This is a genomic window from Streptomyces sp. NPDC030245 (genome assembly GCF_055572995.1).
Window position 1 is genome coordinate 270,943 of sequence record NZ_JBVICF010000001.1, and the last position, 18,660, is coordinate 289,602.

Below are 18,660 nucleotides of genomic sequence, written 5' to 3' on the forward strand. Positions count from 1 at the left end.
CTTCGACGGGGCCCCTCGGGTGGGGCCGTTCGGGTGACACCCACCCTACTTGCGGGGATCTACGCCTTTCGGGGCGCTCGGCACACGCGTGAGGCCCCCGCCGACGGATGGTCGTCGGCGGGGGCCTCACGGTCGTTACGCGGTGCCGCTGCGGGCTCCATCGGGGCCCGGCGCTCTAGCGCTTCTTGGCGGCGCCCTTGGGGGTGAGCAGCCGGCTGCCGTTCCAGTCCTTGCCGGCGTTGATGCTCTTGGTCTGGGAGAGGCCCGCTGTGGTGGCCGCCTCGCCGATCTCGCTCGGCTCGACGTACCCGTCACGACCGGTCTTCGGAGTGAGCAGCAGGATCGAGCCGCCTTCCTCCATGTAGGCGATGGCATCCACCAGCGCATCGGTCAGGTCCCCGTCGTCCTCACGGAACCAGAGCACCACGGCGTCGGCAACGTCGTCGTAGTCCTCGTCGACGAGCTCGGAGCCAATGGTCTCTTCGATGACCTCGCGGAGCTCCTGATCGACGTCGTCGTCGTAGCCGATCTCCTGGACCACCTGGTCGGGCTGGAAACCAAGCCTTACGGCAAGGTTCGTCTCCGCGTGGTCCGCGGTCGCGCTCACGGATTGCCTCCTGATCATGTTTTTGGGAATGCCTGTCAGCCACGCGCGTGCGCGGGGCGTTGGCCGTAGTCCACACGGGCGGGACGGATCGCGCAAGTACCCGGCCGTCGAGACCGCCGAAACGGTGATGTTCCCGACCGTGTCGCCGCAACTGCCGCCACACCTGTACGAGGCCGAACGGCTCTGCGAAGCGGCTGGACACGTTGGGCGTATCGTTGCGATTTGGGCCGAGCCTACCCCAGGGTGGCCGGATGAGCGTCTCGGTTACCAATCGGTAGACATGACGTTTGCGTCCGCGAGGTACACGATGGGAAACGCCGCACGGCCAGCACACCGCAGGCGAGAGCCCCAACAGCGAAGGAACAGCGTGGCTTCCGGATCCGATCGCAACCCGATCATCATTGGCGGCCTGCCGAGTCAGGTCCCGGACTTCGATCCCGAAGAGACCCAGGAGTGGCTCGACTCCCTCGACGCCGCGGTCGACGAACGCGGCCGCGAGCGGGCCCGCTACCTGATGCTCCGACTGATCGAACGTGCGCGCGAGAAGCGCGTCGCCGTGCCCGAGATGCGCAGCACGGACTACGTGAACACGATCGCCACCAAGGACGAGCCGTTCTTCCCCGGCAACGAGGAAGTCGAACGCAAGATCCTGAACGCGACCCGCTGGAACGCCGCGGTGATGGTCTCCCGCGCCCAGCGCCCCGGCATCGGCGTCGGCGGCCACATCGCCACCTTCGCCTCCTCCGCCTCGCTCTACGACGTGGGCTTCAACCACTTCTTCCGCGGCAAGGACGAGGGCGACGGCGGCGACCAGATCTTCTTCCAGGGGCACGCCTCCCCCGGTATCTACGCCCGCGCCTTCCTCCTCGACCGGCTCACCGAGCCGCAGCTCGACGCGTTCCGCCAGGAGAGGTCCAAGGCGCCCAACGGCCTCTCGTCGTACCCGCACCCGCGCCTGATGCCGGACTTCTGGGAGTTCCCGACCGTCTCCATGGGCCTCGGTCCGCTCGGCGCGATCTTCCAGGCCCGGATGAACCGCTACATGGAGGCGCGCTCCATCGCGGACACCTCCAAGTCGCACGTCTGGGCGTTCCTCGGCGACGGCGAGATGGACGAGCCGGAGTCGCTCGGCCAGCTCTCCATCGCCGCCCGCGAGGGCCTGGACAACCTCACCTTCGTCGTCAACTGCAACCTCCAGCGCCTCGACGGCCCGGTGCGCGGCAACGGCAAGATCATCCAGGAGCTGGAGTCGCAGTTCCGCGGCGCCGGCTGGAACGTCATCAAGCTGGTCTGGGACCGCAGCTGGGACCCGCTGCTCGCGCAGGACCGCGACGGCATCCTGGTCAACAAGCTGAACACGACGCCCGACGGCCAGTTCCAGACGTACGCCACCGAGACCGGCGCGTACATCCGCGACCACTTCTTCGGCGACGACCACCGGCTGCGCGCCATGGTCGAGAACATGACCGACGACCAGATCCTGCACCTGGGCCGCGGCGGTCACGACCACAAGAAGATCTTCGCGGCGTTCTCGGCGGCCAAGGCGCACAAGGGCCAGCCGACGGTGATCCTCGCCCAGACGGTCAAGGGCTGGACCCTCGGCCCGAACTTCGAGGGCCGCAACGCCACGCACCAGATGAAGAAGCTGACGGTCGACGACCTCAAGGGCTTCCGGGACCGGCTGCACATCCCGATCACGGACAAGCAGCTGGAGGACGGCGCCCCGCCCTACTACCACCCGGGCCGGGACTCCGAAGAGATCCAGTACATGCACGACCGCCGCAAGGGCCTCGGGGGCTACGTCCCGACCCGCGTCGTGCGCGCCAAGCCTCTCCAGCTGCCCGACGACAAGGCGTACGCGGCCGCGAAGAAGGGCTCGGGCCAGCAGTCGATCGCCACCACCATGGCGTTCGTCCGCATCCTGAAGGACCTCATGCGGGACAAGGAGATCGGCAAGCGCTTCGTGCTGATCGCCCCCGACGAGTACCGCACCTTCGGCATGGACGCGTTCTTCCCGAGCGCGAAGATCTACAACCCGCTCGGTCAGCAGTACGAGGCGGTGGACCGCGAACTCCTCCTCGCGTACAAGGAGTCGCCGACGGGCCAGATGCTGCACGACGGCATCTCGGAGGCGGGCTGCACGGCGTCCCTCATCGCCGCCGGTTCGGCCTACGCCACCCACGGCGAGCCGCTGATCCCCGTCTACGTCTTCTACTCGATGTTCGGTTTCCAGCGCACCGGCGACCAGTTCTGGCAGATGGCCGACCAGCTCGCGCGCGGTTTCGTCCTGGGCGCGACCGCCGGGCGCACGACCCTGACCGGTGAGGGCCTTCAGCACGCGGACGGCCACTCGCAGCTGCTCGCCTCCACGAACCCCGGCTGTGTCGCCTACGACCCGGCCTTCGGCTACGAGATCGCGCACATCGTCAAGGACGGCCTGCGCCGGATGTACGGCCCCGACAGTGAGGACGTCTTCTACTACCTCACCGTCTACAACGAGCCGATCCAGCACCCGGCCGAGCCCGCCGACGTGGACGTCGACGGCATCATCAAGGGCATCTACCGCTTCAAGACTGGTGAACAGGGCGCCATTCCGGCCCAGATCATCGCGTCCGGCGTCGCGGTGCCGTGGGCGGTCGAGGCGCAGCGGATCCTCGCCGCGGAGTGGAACGTCAAGGCGGACGTCTGGTCGGCGACCTCCTGGAACGAACTGCGCCGCGAGGCGGTGGACGTGGAGCGCCACAATCTTCTGCACCCCGACGAGGAGCAGCGCGTCCCCTACGTCACGCAGAAGCTGTCCGGCGCCGAGGGCCCGTTCGTGGCCGTCTCCGACTGGATGCGGAGCGTCCCCGACCAGATCTCCCGCTGGGTGCCCGGCACGTACCAGTCGCTGGGCGCGGACGGCTTCGGCTTCGCCGACACCCGCGGCGCGGCCCGCCGCTTCTTCCACATCGACGCGCAGTCGATCGTGGTCGGCGTGCTGACCGAGCTGGCCCGTGAGGGCAAGGTCGACCGCTCCGTCCTGAAGCAGGCGATCGACCGCTACCAGCTCCTCGACGTCACGGCCGCGGACCCGGGCGCGGCCGGGGGCGACGCGTAACACTCCATCCGAAGGGCGGCGGGGTACGGTCCCGCCGTCCTTCGGCGTTTTCTACGATGCGCCCATGAAGGAAGAACCGGCGCCAACCGCACAGAGCCGCTGGGAGCGGCGCACCCAGCGCCCGCTCCTCGCGCTCGCGGTGGCGTTCGCCGTCGCCTACGCCGTGCCGATCGTGCTGCCCGACGCCGGCCGGGCCGTGACGCGTACCTGTTCGTTGGTGGAATGGTGCGTCTGGGGCGCGTTCGCCGTCGACTACGTCGTGCGTCTCCTCCTCGCCGAGCACCGCGGACGGTTCGTGCGCACCCACTGGCTGGACCTGTGTGCCGTGCTCCTTCCGATGATTCAGCCGCTGCGGCTGCTGCGGCTCGTCGCCACACTGACTCTCGTCGGCCGCCGGGCGCGGATGGCGTCGCAGATCCGGCTGACGACGTATGTCGTGGGCTCGGTGGTGGGCCTGCTGATGTTCGGTTCCCTGGCGGTGCTCTCCGTGGAACGGGACGCACCGGGCGGGAACATCAAGACGCTCGGCGACGCGGTGTGGTGGTCCTTCACCACGATGACCACCGTCGGCTACGGCGATCACGCGCCGACGACGGGCCTCGGCAGGGTGCTCGCGGTCGGTCTGATGCTGTCGGGCATCGCCCTTCTCGGTGTCGTCACCGCGAACATCGCGGCGTGGTTCATCGCCCGCTTCGAGAAGGACGACGCCGAGGAGCGGCGGCAGACGGCCGCGATCGAGGCGCTGACGGCCGAGGTACGGGCGCTGCGGGCGCAGGTGACGGCGCTGTCGGGTGCGCAGCCGGGAGCGGTGGGCGCCGAGCCGCAGGCGGGTCCGGCGCCGCAGGTGGGTGCGGTGCCGCGGCCCGGAGCGGGGAAGCCCGGCGCGTAGCCGGAGCCTCCCGTCCCGGTGAGCGTCGCGCGATCCTGCCGACTCCGCGACCACGTACGGCCGCGTGAGCCGGGGCGCTTGCGCGTGGTGTTTTGCGAGTACCCCCGTTCAACTCTCCCAGACCTTGAAAGCCCGTACCCGATAAGGGGATTCGGGGGCCCAAGTGCCGCTGCCCGGATAGGTGTTGAACTCGCCGGTCTCGGCGCACTCCGCCGACTGGTACACCGTCACGGGCCGTCCCGTGCGGTTGGCGACGGCCTCCGCGCTGCCCCCCTCCGGCAGCGCGGTGCAGCTCTCGATGTCGATGTCCGCCAGTTCGTACGCATGGCGGGTGCCGTGGAAGTTCGCCTTCTCCCAGAGGCAGAGCTCGCCGGCGCCGCACCCGCGCAGTGTCGGTGGGGCGGCGGCCCCGGCGTGCGTGGGCGTGAGGACGATCGCGGCGAGTGCGGCTGCCGTGACGGTCGTGAGCGTGGTCGTGAACGTGGTCGTACGCATGTGTGTCGTCCCCCGTATGCCGTGTGCGGATCCTCTGTCCGCCCGGATCCTCTGTCCGCGCGGATCTTCTGTCTGCACTGTGGACCCGCGGGTCGGCCCGCCGGAAGGGGTGCGCAGGCGCGCCACCCTGATAGGCGAAAGCCCCCCAGGTTCTCCCTGAGGGGCTTTCCCCGAGACTCGCGACAACTGCGGCGGCGTGGGCCTCAGATGTGGCCCACGCCCGCGCCCGCCTCGGCGTTGGCGCCGCGCTTGGTCAGGAACGCGACGAAGACCGCGGCCACGGCGACTCCGGTGGCGACCAGGCAGGCCAGGCCCATGCCCGACATGAACGTGTCGTGGGCGACCGAGGTGATCTGGTCGGCGATGGACGGCGGAGCCTTCGGCGGCACCGGCGCCACACCGACCTGGACGGCCTCGGCGGCCTTGTCGAGCTCGGCCTCGCTGAGCGGCGGAAGCTTCGCCCCGGCCCAGTTGTCCGGCAGGTCGCTGTCGACCTTCGACGCCATGACGGCGCCGAGGACGGCCGTGCCGAGGCTGCCGCCGATCTGCATCGCGGCCTGCTGGAGACCGCCGGCGACGCCGGAGAGCTCCATCGGCGCGTTGCCCACGATGACCTCCGTGGCGCCGACCATCACCGGGGCGAGGCCGAGGCCGAGGAGCGCGAACCAGATCGACATGAGGCCGCTGCCCGTGCCCGCCTCCAGCGTGGACATGCCGTACATGGCGACGGCGGTGAAGAGCATGCCGCCGGCCAGCGGGACGCGCGGGCCCACCTTGGTGATCATCGCGCCCGCCAGCGGCGAGCCGATGATCATCATGCCGGTGAGCGGCAGCAGGTGCAGGCCGCTGTCGACGGGGCTCATCCCGTGCACGTTCTGCAAGTAGAAGGTGACGAAGAAGAGGCCGCCCATGAAGGCGATGGCCATGAGCACCATCAGGACCACGCCCGCGGAGAGCGGCACCGAGCGGAACAGGGCCAGCGGGACGAGCGGTTCCGCGACCTTCGACTCCCAGGCGGCGAAGAGCGCGAAGCTCAGCACGGAGGCGCCGATGAAGGTCCAGGTCAGGCCATCGCCCCAGCCCCACTCCGGGGCCTTGATGAGCGCCCAGACCAGGCAGAACATGGCCGCGGACAGCAGCGCGATGCCGACGACGTCGAAGGACTTCGGCGCGTTCTCCGCCCGGTGGTCCTTGAGGATGACCACGCCGAGCACCACGGCGATGATGCCGACCGGCACGTTGATGAAGAAGACGGACTGCCAGCTGACGTGCTGGACGAGGAGACCGCCGAGGATCGGGCCGCCGGCCGTGGAGGCGCCGATCACCATGCCCCAGATGCCGATGGCCATGTTGAGCTTCTCGGCCGGGAACGTCGCCCGGAGCAGGCCGAGCGCGGCGGGCATCAGCAGGGCGCCGAAGAGCCCCTGGAGCACGCGGAAGGCGACGACCAGCGGGATGGTGTCGGAGAGGCCGATGGCCCCCGAGGCGGCGGCGAAGCCCACCACGCCTATGAGGAAGGTCTGGCGGTGGCCGAAGCGGTCGCCCAGCTTGCCCGCGGTGATCAGCGCGACGGCGAGGGCGAGGAAGTAGCCGTTGGTGATCCACTGCACCTCGGCGAAGGTGGCGCCCAGGTCCTTCTGGATGGCCGGGTTGGCGATCGCCACGATGGTGCCGTCCAGGGCGACCATCATCACGCCGATCGCGACGGCGAAGAGCGTCAGCCAGGGGTGGCCGCGGAGCCCCTTGGCCGGGGCCGGAACGGAGACGGGCTCCGGCGCCTCGTCCGCCTTGTCGACGGTGGTCTGACTAGTCATGCGCCGAGGTTAGTGACAGCGTCTGACAGTTGACAAACCATTTCACTAGTCGGTAACTGTCACGTGCCTCACAGGTAAGGTGAACCGGGCAAACAGCCGGAAAGAGGACCCTGGTGTGAAGACGACCGCGGAGAGCCCCAGGCCGGGGCTGCGCGAGCGCAAGAAGCAGCGCACCCGGGACGCCCTGCTGCGCGTGGCGCTCGAACTCTTCACCACCAAGGGGTACGAGGAGACGACCGTCGACGAGATCGCCGAGGCCGTCGACGTCTCCCAGCGCACGTTCTTCCGCTACTTCGCCAACAAGCAGGAGGCCGCCTTCGCGGTCCAGGAGATGGTGGAGGCGCGCTTCGTCCGCGCCCTGCGCGACCGCCCCGCCCACGAGGCCCCGCTGGTGGCGCTGCGCGGTGCCGTGCTGGGCGCCTGGGAGGCGATGGGCCAGTCCATCGAGGAGGTCGTCCCGGTCGAACTCCACATGCGGACCTACCAGATGATCGAGTCGACACCCGCCCTGCTCGCCGTCCACCTGCGCCGCTCCATCGAGATGGAGGACGAGATCGCCCGCGTGATCGCCGAGCGCGAGGGCCTCGACGTGGACGGCGACCCGCGCCCGCGCGTGGCGGTGGCGGCCTTCAGCGGCGTCATGCGCGTGACGGGACGGCTGTGGGGTGCGGGCGAGGACACCAGCCCGGAGTCGATCCGCGATCTCACGGAGACGTACCTCGACCACCTGGGGCCCGCCCTGGCCGAGGAGTGGCGCACCCCCCGCACCCTCTGAAGCCGCTCGGCCGACCGCCCGGCCCGGCCGTCCGGTCGACCGTCCAACCGGCCGGAGCCGCTCCTACGTTGAGCAGCCCCCCATACACCCTGGGTCGCTCGCCGTGTCGGCTTTGCCTCAATTACCCCTACGGAAACGTGATCTGCCTCACGCGATGCACGGTAAACATCACGATTCTCCTAGGGTGTTCCGTAGTGACTTCCTTCGACTCCTCCCCTCAACTCAACGCCTGGCGTGCCCTGCTCGCGCTCGCCGTCGTGTTCGTCATGCTCGCCACCACCGGCTGGACGGCCGTGCGCCACAACAGAGGCGACGCGTCGCCTCTGGAGGCCGCGCTCACCGCCTGGGAGAAGGGCAGCATCGACGGACGCGCGCTGCCCGACCCGGACGGGCCCGCCGGCCGCATCGCCCACTTCTTCGCCTCGCTCGACACGCAGCAGCGCAACCGGCTCGCCGCCCGCTACCCGCTCGCGGTCGGCAACATGAACGGTGCGCCCACCCGGCTCCGCTACCGCGCCAACCACATCGCACTGGGGCAGGCCCGCAAGGTGGAGCGCCAGCGCATGCGCGACAACCGCCTCTCCCCGCTGGGGAAGCAGGAGGCCGAGCGCAGAATGAAGCGGTTCGGGGTGATGATGCGCCCGGGACGCCAGGTGCTCGCCTTCGACCCCATGGGCGCGGGACGCATGGCCGAGGTCTTCGGAGACATGGACAAGGCCCGCCGCGTGTCGGTGGTCGTGCCCGGTGTCGACACCAACGTACTGACCTTCGAGCGCACGTTCCGCAAGTACTCCGCGCCGGTCGGCATGGCCAGGGCGCTCTACCGCGAGGAGCGTGCGGTGGACCCCCGCGCGCGTACCGCCGTGATCGCCTGGGCCGACTACACCGCGCCCGTCGGGATCGGCGTGGACGCGGCGACGGCGATGCGCGCCGAGGACGGCGCCACGCGCCTCGACTCCCTGGTGCGCGGCCTGCCCGGCCGCACGCCGGTCGCGCTGTACTGCCACAGCTACGGCTCCGTGGTGTGCGGTGTGGCCGCGCGGAAGCTGCCCCCGCGGGTCACGGACATCGCGGTGGCCGGCAGCCCCGGCATGCGCGCCGACTCGGCCTCGCACCTGGGTACGAAGGCCCGGATCTGGGCCACCCGGGACGGCGACGACTGGATCCAGGACGTACCGAACATGGAGATCGGCGGGCTCGGCCACGGCGCCGACCCGGTGGCCGTCGGCTTCGGCGCGCGCGTGCTCTCCGCGGCCGGCGCGCAGGGCCACACGGGCTATTTCGAGCCGGGCACGGAGAGCCTGCGCAACTTCGCGGAAATCGGCACCGGCGCGTACCACTCGGTGCGGTGCGCGAGCGACGACGACGCCTGCCGGAAGGGTTTTTCCGGCGCGGCGGCGGCCTGACGCGCGTAGAAATCGATGAAACAGCGGCCCGCCGCAGGAGGGACGGAGGCGCTCGTGCCGCCTACGATGAGCCGCATGGGTGATGTTCTGGCCGGATTTCATGCCGCCTGGGAGTTCGAGTCCGACTCCGTGGTCATCCGCTTCGAACGGGGGATCCGCACGCCGAAGCTCTTCCAGGCTCTCGGTGAGCGGCGCATCCCCCATGAGGCGATCGCGGCAGTGACGCTCTCCCCCGGCAAACGCGGGACCGTGGTGCTGCACGCCGTGCCGAGACCGGGCGCCGATCCGCTGATGGAGGCCGCGGCGGGCCAGCTCAAGGACGGCAGCGACCCGTACCGCCTGGTGCTGCCCGCGGAGCGGGAGACGCTCGCCGAGTACTACGCGGACGAGCTGCGGGCGCAGCTCGCCCCGGACCGCGAGGAGCCCGCGGACCGCTTCCTGGTGGCCGCCCCCGTGGCGCCCCTCCAGTTCAAGGCGTACGACGGGAAGGCGTCCTTCGACGGCAAGCAGGTGGCCTTCCGCTGGTTCTGGACGGGCGCGTCGTCGGCGAAGTGGAAGGCCGGGGACCAGAGCTTCCCCGTCACGGACCTGAGCGGCATCGAATGGCGCTCCCCGGAGGTCTTCGAGGGCCATCTGCGGCTGCTGCGCCGGGAGACCCCGGTGCAGCAGCCGGGCCAGCCCGACCAGGACCCGGCGGCCATCGTCTTCGGCCTCGGCTACGGCCCGGTCCACGAGTCGCTGCCGTTCGCCGCGTCGGTCCTCGCCGCGGTCCGCGCGTCGAGCCCGGCCCTGCTGCCCGACGGCGTCGGCGCGGGCGCGCCCGCGGTGCGGGCCGTGCGCCGCGATCCGGCGGACATCGCGGACCGCATCCGGCACCTCGGCGAGCTGCACCAGGCCGGCCTGCTCACGGACGACGAGTTCACGACGAAGAAGGCCGAGCTGCTGGCGGAGCTCTGACCGGGCCGCCGCTGCCGGCTACTCCCGGCCCGCCGAGGTGAAGGTCATGTCGGCGTAGCGGTTGCCCGCGACGTCGGCGGCGATCGGGTCGAGCAGGGCGAGGTCGTCGTCGGTGAGGACGATGCGTGTGGCCGCGGTGTTCTCCTCGACGCGGGCGGGCCTGCGGGTGCCGGGGATCGGGACGACGGGGAGGCCGTGGACCGCGGCCCGCTGCTGGACCCAGGCCAGGGCGATCTGCCCGAGGCTCGCTCCGTGGGCGTCGGCGACGGCGCGGACCGGGGCCAGGAGTGCGGCGTTGGCGGTGGCGTTCTCGCCGGTGAAGCGGGGCTGCTGACGGCGGAAGTCGTCCGCGGCGAGCTCCTTGTCCGCGTGGGTGAAGGAGCCGGTGAGGAAGCCACGGCCGAGCGGCGAGTAGGGCACGAGCGCCACGCCGAGCTCGGCGGCCGCGGGGACCACGCTCCGCTCGATGTCGCGGCTGAAGAGCGACCACTCCGACTGCACGGCGGCGATCGGGTGGACGGCGTGCGCCGCGCGCAGCTCGGCGCCGGTGACCTCGCTCAGGCCCACGTGCTTGACCTTGCCCGCGGCGACGAGCTCGGAGAGCACACCGACCGTCTCCTCGATGGGCACCTGCGGGTCGCGGCGGTGCATGTAGTAGAGGTCGACGACGTCCGTCTCCAGGCGGCGCAGGCTGGCGTCGATACTGGCGCGGATGTACTCGGGGGAGTTGTCGATGCGCCGCTTCGTCGGCTCGGCCGGGTCGATGGCCAGGGCGAACTTGGTGGCGAGGACGATCTCGTCGCGGTGTGCCTTGACGAAGGGGGCCAGGAACTTCTCGTTCTCGCCCATGCCGTAGACGTCGGCGGTGTCGTAGTGGGTGACGCCGAGGTCCAGGGCGCGGTCCAGGGTGGCCCTGGCCTCGCCGGTGTCCGTGGGGCCGTAGGCGAAGCTCATGCCCATGCAGCCGAGGCCCTGGACGCCGACCTCCGGGCCTTCGTCGCCGAGTCGCACCTTCGTGATGTTCGTGTCCGTCATCGTGTTCAGGGCCCTTCCGACGCCCGACGGGCGCCCGCGTATGTGTCGATCTTGTAGTCGAGGACGGCGAGGGTGTCCTGGAGCTCCGCGATGCGGGCGCGGACGTCGCGCCGGGTGCTCTCCAGGAGCTCCTGGCGCTCGGGGAAGGTGTGTTCGCCCTCGCGCACCAGTTCCGCGTAACGGACCATGTCCGCCACCGGCATCCCGGTCAGGCGCAGCTTGCCGACGAAGGCCAGCCAGTCCAGGTCGCGGCTGCTGTAGCGGCGCTGGCCGGTGTGGGAGCGGTCGATGTGCGGCATCAGGCCGATCCGCTCGTACCAGCGCAGGGTGTAGGCGCTGAGCCCGGTACGGGCGGCGACTTCGCTGATCGTGTAGCGGTCCTCACCGTTCGGCCGGGCTGGTGCGCTGCTGGTCTCCGTCACCGTCATGCCCCTCACGCTAGAACCCTGGAGTGCACTCCAAGCAAGGGGGAATCCGCGGGCACCTGCGGCCGCGGTGGAAATTCAGGAGACGCCCCGCCCCCTGGTCACTACGGTCCCGGCCATGAGTCTTGTACGTCGTGCGACGCCAGAGGATGCCGAGGAACTGCTCAGGCTGCGGCAGGTGATGATCGATGCGGTGCACACGGCCCACTCGGGGGGCGCGTCCGACACCAGTTGGCACGCCGAGTCCGTGCCGACCCTGCGGCGCCGCCTCGCGGAGGCCGAGGGGAACTTCGCGGCGTTCGTGATCGACCATCCGGAGCGGCCGGGCGGGCTCGCGGCGCTGGCCGTCGGGACGGTCGAGTACCGGATCGGGCGGGCCGGCAATCCGCACGGCCGCGTCGGCCAGGTGTTCAGTGTGGCCACCGACCCGGACCAGCGGCGCAAGGGGCATGCGCGCGCCTGCATGGAGGTGCTGCTCGACTGGTTCCGTGAGCAGGGGGCGGCCAGCGTGGACCTCAACGCGTCGCAGGAGGCGGAGCCGCTGTACGTCTCGCTCGGCTTCGTGCGCAAGCCCGACCCCTCGATGCGGCTCACCTTGTAGGGCGCTTAGGCTCGGGGGCATGCAGAGCCTGGCGTTGATCGAGAACTGGCCGGTCCCCACCGCTGCCGCGGCCGTCGTCCGTGCGGACGGCACCGTCGTCGGGACGCACGGCCCCACGGACCGGCGGTTCGCCCTCGCCTCGGTCACCAAGCCCCTCGCGGCGTACGCGGCCCTCGTCGCGTACGAGGAAGGGGCGGTCGAGCTCGACGAGCCCGCCGGGCCCGAGGGGTCGACCGTGCGGCATCTGCTGGCGCACACCAGCGGCCTCGCCTTCGACGAGCACCGGGTGACGTCGGCGCCGGGGACGCGGCGGCTGTACTCGAACGCGGGCTTCGAGGTGCTGGGCGACCACATCGCCAAGGCGACGGACATCCCCTTCGGGGAGTATCTGCGCCAGGCGGTGCTCGAGCCGCTCGGGATGACCGCGACCGCGCTGGAGGGCGACGGGTCGCCCGCCAAGGACGGGGTGTCCACGGTCGACGACCTCGTCAGGTTCGCCGCGGAGGTGCAGGCCCCCCGGCTGCTCGACGCGCGGACCGTGGCGGCGGCGATGACGGTGACGTACCCGGGCCTGAAGGGCGTCCTGCCGGGATACGGGCATCAGAACCCGAACGACTGGGGCCTCGGGTTCGAGATCCGGGACTCCAAGACGCCGCACTGGACGGGAAGTTCCTCGTCACCCCGTACGTTCGGGCACTTCGGGCAGGCGGGGACGTTCCTGTGGATCGACCCGGACGCGGGGGCGGCCTGTGTCGCGCTCACCGACCGGCCCTTCGGGCCGTGGGCCGCCGAGGTGTGGCCCCCGTTCACGGACGCGGTGCTCTCCGAGCTGCGCGGCTGACCGGGCGCCCCTGGGGCGGCTAGGGTGCGTCCGCCATCTCCCAGATCAGCAGTTCCGCCGCGCCCGAGGCCACCCCTTCCAGGCCCGCCCCGCCGGTGATCCGCGCGGCGTCGCCCGGCCCCAACTCCTCCTCGGCCAGGGCGACTTCGCCGCGCACCACATGGACGTACACGAACGGCGCGGCCGGCACCGCGAACCGCTCGCCCGCCGCCGGGCGCCGCACATGGAGCAGCGCCCCGGCGCGGGGCACCGCGTACGGCGTCGAGTCGGCGATCCCGCGGACCACTTCGTAGGCCGGGTCGCCGCCCGGGGCGAGGGGGGCCAGCCACATCTGGACGAAGACGAGCGGGGCCGCGCCGTCATTGCGTTCCACATGGCGGACGCCGCCCGCCGCGGACAGGTGCTGCACGTCGCCGGGGCGGACCAGCGACGCGTGGCCCGCCGAGTCGCGGTGGGTGAGCTCGCCCTCGACGACCCAGGTGATGATCTCGGTGTGGCTGTGCGGGTGTTCGTCGAAGCCCGCGCCGGGCGCGAGGCGCTCTTCGTTGCAGGCCAGGACCGCGCCGAAGCGGAGGTTGTCCGGGTCGTAGTGCGGCCCGAAGGAGAAGGCGTGGAAGGACTCGATGCCGGCCGCGGTCTCCCCGCCGCGGTACCGGTCGCCGGAGCGCCGTACGTCTGTCACGCGTCCCACCGTAGCCCCGGCACCGCACGTCCCCGCCCCGATAAGGCAGTCTTGTCCCGTGCCCGAACCCTCAGCGAACGAAGCCCACCAGGAGTCCCGCCGGGAATCCCGCCCGGAGTCCGGCCAGGACGCCCGCCGGTCCGCCCACGCCCACACCGCGACCCTGAAGCGGCTGGAGAAGTCGTCAGGGAGCCTCGCGGCGCAGGCCATCGCGCGGATGGACGAGACGCTGTCCTGGTACCGGGCGATGCCGCCGGAGAACCGCTCCTGGATCGGTCTGGTCGCGCAGGCCGGTATCGCCGCGTTCACCGAGTGGTTCCGGCACCCGGACGCCCCCCAGGCCATCTCCACCGATGTCTTCGGCACCGCTCCCCGCGAGCTGACCAGGGCGATCACCCTGCGCCAGACCGTGGAGATGGTGCGTACGACGATCGAGGTGATGGAGTCCGCGATCGACGAGGTCGCGGCCCCCGGCGACGAGTCCGTGCTCCGGGAGGCCCTGCTCGTCTACGCCCGCGAGATCGCCTTCGCCACCGCGCAGGTGTACGCGCAGGCCGCGGAGGCACGCGGTGCCTGGGACGCCCGCCTGGAGTCCCTGGTGGTGAACGCGGTGCTCTCCGGGGAGGCCGACGAGGGCGCCGTCTCGCGCGCCGCCGCGCTCGGCTGGAACTCGCCCGACCATGTCTGCGTGGTCCTCGGCACCGCCCCCGACGGCGACAGCGAGCTCACCGTCGAGGCCATCCGCCGCGCCGCCCGGCACGCGAAATTGCAGGTCCTGACCGGTGTCCTCGGCACCCGCCTGGTCGTCATCGCGGGCGGCAACGACAATCCGCTGCATGTGGCGAAGTCCTTGATCGGGCCGTACGCCGCGGGTCCCGTGGTGGCGGGACCGATCGTTCCCGACCTGCTCGCCGCGACCCGTTCCGCGCAGGCCGCGGCCGCCGGACTCAAGGCCTGTGCCGCCTGGCAGGACGCCCCGCGGCCGGTCCTCGCGGACGATCTGCTGCCGGAGCGCGCGATGGCGGGGGATCCGGCGGCCCGTGAGCAGCTGGTGGAGGAGATCTACAGACCGCTGGAGGAGGCGGGTTCCGCGCTCCTGGAGACGCTGAGCGTCTACCTGGAGCAGGCGAGCAGCCTCGAAGGGGCGGCCCGGATGCTCTTTGTTCATCCCAACACCGTGCGCTACCGGCTCCGACGTGTGACTGACGTCACCGGTTGGTCACCTTCCGATGTGCGCTCCGCCTTCACGCTGCGGATCGCGCTGATTCTGGGACGTCTGGCCGACGGGGATCTTCAATCGTAGGGTTTTGTCGAGCTCCTACAATTCCCTCAGCCGTTCTTCGTCCCTGTCCCCACGGGCGGCCCCCGCCGTCCACAAGAGAGAGTGTAAGAGTGCTCGTACTCGTCGCTCCCGGCCAAGGCGCTCAGACGCCCGGCTTCCTGACCCCCTGGCTCGACCTCCCCGGTGCTGCCGACCGCATCGCCGCCTGGTCGGACGCCATCGGGCTCGACCTCGCCCATTACGGCACCCAGGCCGACGCGGACGCGATCCGCGACACGGCCGTGGCCCAGCCGCTGCTCGTGGCCGCCGGACTGCTGTCCGCCGCGGCACTCGGTGACATCACGCCGGGCGCCGTCGCCGGACACAGCGTCGGCGAGATCACCGCCGCCGCGTACGCCGGGGTGCTGAGCGACGACGCGGCCATGGGCTTCGTCCGCACCCGCGGCCTGGCGATGGCGGAGGCCGCCGCGGTCACGGAGACCGGCATGGCGGCGCTGCTCGGCGGCGACCCCGAGGTCACCGTCCCGCACCTCCACAAGCTCGGTCTGACCCCGGCGAACGTGAACGGCGCGGGCCAGATCGTCGCGGCGGGTACGCTGGAACAGCTGGAGGCCCTTCAGGCCGACAAGCCCGAAGGTGTCCGCAAGGTCGTCGCCCTCAAGGTCGCGGGCGCGTTCCACACGGAGCACATGGCGCCCGCCGTGGGGCGGCTGGAGCAGGCCGCGGCCGGTCTCACCGCCGCCGACCCGACGGTTCCGTACGTGTCGAACCGCGACGGCCGCACGGTCGCCACCGGTGCCGACGTGATCTCCCGCCTGGTCGGCCAGGTCGCCAACCCGGTCCGCTGGGACCTGTGCATGGAGACCTTCGAGGAGCTCGGTGTGACCGCGCTGATCGAGGTCTGCCCCGGTGGCACCCTGACCGGTCTGGCCAAGCGCGCGCTGAAGGGCGTCCAGACGCTCGCGGTGAAGACCCCCGAGGACCTCGACGCGGCCCGCGCGCTCGTCGCCGAGCATTCCTGAGCCGACGACAGACAAGGAGCCGTAGCGCATGTCGAAGATCAAGGCCGGCAAGGGCCATCCGTACGCGCGGATCATGGGCGTCGGCGGCTACCGGCCCACCCGTGTGGTGCCGAACGAGGTCATCCTGGAGACGATCGACTCGTCCGACGAATGGATCCGTTCCCGCTCCGGCATCGCGACCCGCCACTGGGCCTCCGAGGAGGAGACCGTGGCCGCGATGTCGGTCGAGGCGTCGGGCAAGGCGCTCGCGGACGCGGGCATCGCGCCCGCGCAGATCGGTGCCGTGATCGTCTCCACCGTCTCGCACTTCAAGCAGACCCCGGCCATCGCGACCGAGATCGCGGACAAGATCGGCGCGGGCAAGCCCGCCGCGTTCGACATCTCCGCGGGCTGCGCCGGCTTCGGCTACGGCCTGACGCTGGCCAAGGGCATGGTCGTCGACGGCTCCGCCGAGTACGTCCTGGTCATCGGTGTGGAGCGGCTCAGCGACCTCACCGACCTGCACGACCGCGCGACGGCGTTCCTCTTCGGGGACGGCGCGGGCGCCGTGGTCGTGGGCCCGGCCAAGGAGCCGATGATCGGCCCGACGGTCTGGGGCTCGGAGGGCGACAAGGCCGAGACGATCAAGCAGACCGAGCCCTGGGACGTGTACCGCAACGGCGGGGCCCCCGCCAAGTACCCTGCGATCACGCAGGAGGGCCAGGCGGTCTTCCGCTGGGCCGTGTTCGAGATGGCGAAGGTCGCCCAGCAGGCGCTGGACGCGGCCGGAATCACCGCGGACGACCTGGACGTCTTCATTCCGCACCAGGCCAACGAGCGGATCATCGACTCGATGGTGAAGACTCTCAAACTGCCCGAACACGTCACGGTCGCCCGTGATGTGCGCACCACCGGCAACACCTCGGCCGCCTCGATCCCGCTCGCGATGGAGCGGCTCCTGGCGACCGGCGAGGCGAAGAGCGGCGACACCGCGCTCGTCATCGGCTTCGGGGCGGGTCTCGTGTACGCCGCCACGGTCGTTACCCTCCCCTAGGCATCACGTGCGGATCACCCGGTCCGCACCCACGACGCCACACCCTCTGGATACACAAGAAGGAGCGCCAACATGGCCGCCACGCAGGAAGAGATCGTCGCCGGTCTCGCGGAGATCGTCAACGAGATCGCCGGCATCCCGGTCGAGGACGTCCAGACGGACAAGTCCTTCACCGACGACCTGGACGTCGACTCGCTGTCCATGGTCGAGGTCGTCGTCGCCGCCGAAGAGCGCTTCGACGTCAAGATCCCGGACGACGACGTCAAGAACCTCAAGACGGTCGGCGACGCGACCGAGTACATCCTGAAGCACCAGGCCTGATCCAGGCCGTGCTCAGTCGCCACCCGGCGGTGGCGCCGCTGATCCCCTCAACACCGTGGAGAATTTTCCTGTGAACTCGACCAATCGCACCGTGGTCGTCACCGGTATCGGCGCAACCACACCGCTGGGTGGCGACGCAGCCTCGACGTGGGAGGGCCTGCTCGCGGGCCGTTCCGGCGTCAGCACGCTGGAGCAGGACTGGGCAGCCGAGCTGCCGGTCCGCATCGCCGGCCAGATCGCCGTGGAGCCGGGCGAGGTCATCCCCCGCCCGCAGGCCCGCAAGCTGGACCGGTCGGCGCAGTTCGCGCTGATCGCCGCCAAGGAGGCCTGGGCGGACGCCGGCTACACCGCCAAGGCAGGCGAGGACACCAACGTGGACCCGCACCGTCTCGGCGCGGTCATCGCCTCCGGCATCGGCGGCGTGACCACGCTCCTCGACCAGTACGACGTGCTCAAGGAGAAGGGCGTACGCCGCGTCTCCCCGCACACCGTGCCGATGCTGATGCCCAACTCCCCGGCGGCCAACGTCGGCATCGAGCTGGGCGCCATGTCGGGCGTCCACACCCCGGTGTCGGCCTGCGCCTCGGGCGCGGAGGCCATCGGCTACGCGATCGAGATGATCCGCACCGGCCGTGCCGACGTCGTCGTCGCGGGCGGCACGGAGGCGGCGATCCACCCGCTGCCCATCGTCGCCTTCGGCAACATGATGGCGATGTCCAAGAACAACGACGACCCGCAGGGCGCCTCGCGTCCCTACGACGCGGACCGCAACGGCTTCGTGCTCGGTGAGGGCGCCGGTGTGATCGTCCTGGAGTCCGAGGAGCACGCCAAGGCCCGCGGCGCCAAGATCTACGCGGAGGCCGTCGGCCAGGGCATCTCGGCCGACGCGCACCACATCACGCAGCCCGAGCCGTCCGGCAACGGCATCGCCGCGGCGCTCCAGAACCTGATCGACACGACGGACCTCAAGCCCGCCGAGATCGTGCACGTGAACGCGCACGCGACCTCGACGCCGCAGGGTGACGTCGCGGAGATCAAGGCGCTGCGCAAGGCGTTCGGCGACGACGTGGACCACATGGCGATCTCCAGCACCAAGTCGATGACCGGGCACCTGCTCGGTGGCGCGGGCGGCGTGGAGACCGTGGCGACGGTCCTCGCGCTGAAGCACCGGATGGCCCCGCCGACGATCAACATCGACAACCTCGACCCCGAGGTCGACGCGGACATCGTCCGCGGCGAGGCCCGTCCGCTGCCCGAGGGCACGATCGCGGCGCTGAACGATTCGTTCGGCTTCGGCGGCCACAACGTCGTCCTGGCGTTCCGCAGCGTCTGAGTCTTCCGTACATGACGCGAAGGGGCCCCACCCATGGGTGGG

The 18,660-nt window shown here is 70.9% G+C and carries 18 protein-coding genes; 12 read left to right on the forward strand and 6 right to left on the reverse strand.

Annotation, left to right across the window (positions count from 1 at the left end; all coding sequences use genetic code 11):
- Nucleotides 1-175: 175 nt before the first annotated feature.
- Nucleotides 176-607: a DUF3052 domain-containing protein gene (locus tag ACZ4Z4_RS01170; RefSeq protein ID WP_398297326.1), complete on the reverse strand. Its 432-nt coding sequence runs from the start codon at nucleotides 605-607 to the stop codon at nucleotides 176-178.
- Between the two features lie 367 nt (nucleotides 608-974).
- Here ACZ4Z4_RS01170 and aceE point away from each other — a divergent pair, with 367 nt between their 5' ends.
- Together aceE and ACZ4Z4_RS01180 are read left to right on the forward strand one after the other, a co-directional pair.
- A complete protein-coding gene (aceE, locus tag ACZ4Z4_RS01175) occupies nucleotides 975-3,707 on the forward strand; it encodes a pyruvate dehydrogenase (acetyl-transferring), homodimeric type (protein ID WP_468320485.1) in 2,733 nt (910 codons plus the stop codon).
- Nucleotides 3,708-3,771: 64 nt separating this feature from the next.
- Nucleotides 3,772-4,596, forward strand: coding sequence for a potassium channel family protein (locus ACZ4Z4_RS01180; RefSeq protein ID WP_468320488.1), 825 nt, complete (start codon nucleotides 3,772-3,774; stop codon nucleotides 4,594-4,596).
- A 108-nt stretch (nucleotides 4,597-4,704) separates the two neighbouring features.
- On the opposite strand, the gene ACZ4Z4_RS01185 is transcribed toward ACZ4Z4_RS01180, so the two are convergent.
- Both ACZ4Z4_RS01185 and ACZ4Z4_RS01190 read right to left on the reverse strand, forming a co-directional pair.
- Nucleotides 4,705-5,091: a peptidase inhibitor family I36 protein gene (locus ACZ4Z4_RS01185; RefSeq protein ID WP_468320491.1), complete on the reverse strand. Its 387-nt coding sequence runs from the start codon at nucleotides 5,089-5,091 to the stop codon at nucleotides 4,705-4,707.
- Between the two features lie 203 nt (nucleotides 5,092-5,294).
- Nucleotides 5,295-6,905 carry an MFS transporter gene (locus ACZ4Z4_RS01190; RefSeq protein WP_468320494.1) on the reverse strand — a complete coding sequence of 537 codons (1,611 nt, stop codon included), beginning with the start codon at nucleotides 6,903-6,905 and terminating at the stop codon, nucleotides 5,295-5,297.
- A gap of 115 nt (nucleotides 6,906-7,020) precedes the next feature.
- On the opposite strand from ACZ4Z4_RS01190, the gene ACZ4Z4_RS01195 reads away from it, so the two are divergent.
- The 3 genes from ACZ4Z4_RS01195 (at nucleotide 7,021) to ACZ4Z4_RS01205 (ending at nucleotide 10,043) form a co-directional block, all read left to right on the forward strand.
- Nucleotides 7,021-7,680, forward strand: a complete 660-nt coding sequence (locus ACZ4Z4_RS01195) for a TetR family transcriptional regulator (RefSeq protein ID WP_468320497.1) — start codon at nucleotides 7,021-7,023, stop codon at nucleotides 7,678-7,680.
- 194 nt (nucleotides 7,681-7,874) lie between these two features.
- A complete protein-coding gene (locus ACZ4Z4_RS01200) occupies nucleotides 7,875-9,086 on the forward strand; it encodes an alpha/beta hydrolase (protein WP_468320500.1) in 1,212 nt (403 codons plus the stop codon).
- Nucleotides 9,087-9,161: 75 nt separating this feature from the next.
- Nucleotides 9,162-10,043, forward strand: coding sequence for a DUF4429 domain-containing protein (locus tag ACZ4Z4_RS01205; RefSeq protein ID WP_468320503.1), 882 nt, complete (start codon nucleotides 9,162-9,164; stop codon nucleotides 10,041-10,043).
- Nucleotides 10,044-10,061: 18 nt separating this feature from the next.
- On the opposite strand, the gene ACZ4Z4_RS01210 is transcribed toward ACZ4Z4_RS01205, so the two are convergent.
- Both ACZ4Z4_RS01210 and ACZ4Z4_RS01215 read right to left on the reverse strand, forming a co-directional pair.
- Nucleotides 10,062-11,078: an aldo/keto reductase gene (locus tag ACZ4Z4_RS01210; RefSeq protein WP_468320506.1), complete on the reverse strand. Its 1,017-nt coding sequence runs from the start codon at nucleotides 11,076-11,078 to the stop codon at nucleotides 10,062-10,064.
- A gap of 5 nt (nucleotides 11,079-11,083) precedes the next feature.
- Nucleotides 11,084-11,506, reverse strand: a complete 423-nt coding sequence (locus ACZ4Z4_RS01215; RefSeq protein ID WP_468320508.1) for a MerR family transcriptional regulator — start codon at nucleotides 11,504-11,506, stop codon at nucleotides 11,084-11,086.
- A 115-nt stretch (nucleotides 11,507-11,621) separates the two neighbouring features.
- On the opposite strand from ACZ4Z4_RS01215, the gene ACZ4Z4_RS01220 reads away from it, so the two are divergent.
- Together ACZ4Z4_RS01220 and ACZ4Z4_RS01225 are read left to right on the forward strand one after the other, a co-directional pair.
- Nucleotides 11,622-12,104 carry a GNAT family N-acetyltransferase gene (locus tag ACZ4Z4_RS01220; RefSeq protein WP_468320511.1) on the forward strand — a complete coding sequence of 161 codons (483 nt, stop codon included), beginning with the start codon at nucleotides 11,622-11,624 and terminating at the stop codon, nucleotides 12,102-12,104.
- Nucleotides 12,105-12,123: 19 nt separating this feature from the next.
- The gene (locus ACZ4Z4_RS01225) at nucleotides 12,124-12,945 is read left to right on the forward strand and encodes a serine hydrolase domain-containing protein (RefSeq protein ID WP_468320513.1); all 822 of its coding nucleotides are present in this window, start codon (nucleotides 12,124-12,126) and stop codon (nucleotides 12,943-12,945) included.
- A gap of 19 nt (nucleotides 12,946-12,964) precedes the next feature.
- On the opposite strand, the gene ACZ4Z4_RS01230 is transcribed toward ACZ4Z4_RS01225, so the two are convergent.
- Nucleotides 12,965-13,627, reverse strand: coding sequence for a pirin family protein (locus ACZ4Z4_RS01230; RefSeq protein ID WP_468320515.1), 663 nt, complete (start codon nucleotides 13,625-13,627; stop codon nucleotides 12,965-12,967).
- A gap of 163 nt (nucleotides 13,628-13,790) precedes the next feature.
- On the opposite strand from ACZ4Z4_RS01230, the gene fasR reads away from it, so the two are divergent.
- The 5 genes from fasR (at nucleotide 13,791) to fabF (ending at nucleotide 18,618) form a co-directional block, all read left to right on the forward strand.
- Nucleotides 13,791-14,930: a fatty acid biosynthesis transcriptional regulator FasR gene (gene fasR, locus ACZ4Z4_RS01235; protein ID WP_468322042.1), complete on the forward strand. Its 1,140-nt coding sequence runs from the start codon at nucleotides 13,791-13,793 to the stop codon at nucleotides 14,928-14,930.
- Nucleotides 14,931-15,019: 89 nt separating this feature from the next.
- The gene (locus ACZ4Z4_RS01240; RefSeq protein ID WP_468320517.1) at nucleotides 15,020-15,931 is read left to right on the forward strand and encodes an ACP S-malonyltransferase; all 912 of its coding nucleotides are present in this window, start codon (nucleotides 15,020-15,022) and stop codon (nucleotides 15,929-15,931) included.
- Nucleotides 15,932-15,959: 28 nt separating this feature from the next.
- A complete protein-coding gene (locus ACZ4Z4_RS01245; protein WP_468320520.1) occupies nucleotides 15,960-16,964 on the forward strand; it encodes a beta-ketoacyl-ACP synthase 3 in 1,005 nt (334 codons plus the stop codon).
- 72 nt (nucleotides 16,965-17,036) lie between these two features.
- Complete coding sequence (locus ACZ4Z4_RS01250; RefSeq protein ID WP_468320521.1) at nucleotides 17,037-17,285, forward strand: acyl carrier protein; 249 nt, start codon at nucleotides 17,037-17,039, stop codon at nucleotides 17,283-17,285.
- 70 nt (nucleotides 17,286-17,355) lie between these two features.
- On the forward strand, nucleotides 17,356-18,618 hold the full coding sequence (fabF, locus tag ACZ4Z4_RS01255) for a beta-ketoacyl-ACP synthase II (protein WP_468320523.1): 1,263 nt from the start codon (nucleotides 17,356-17,358) through the stop codon (nucleotides 18,616-18,618).
- Nucleotides 18,619-18,660: the final 42 nt, after the last annotated feature.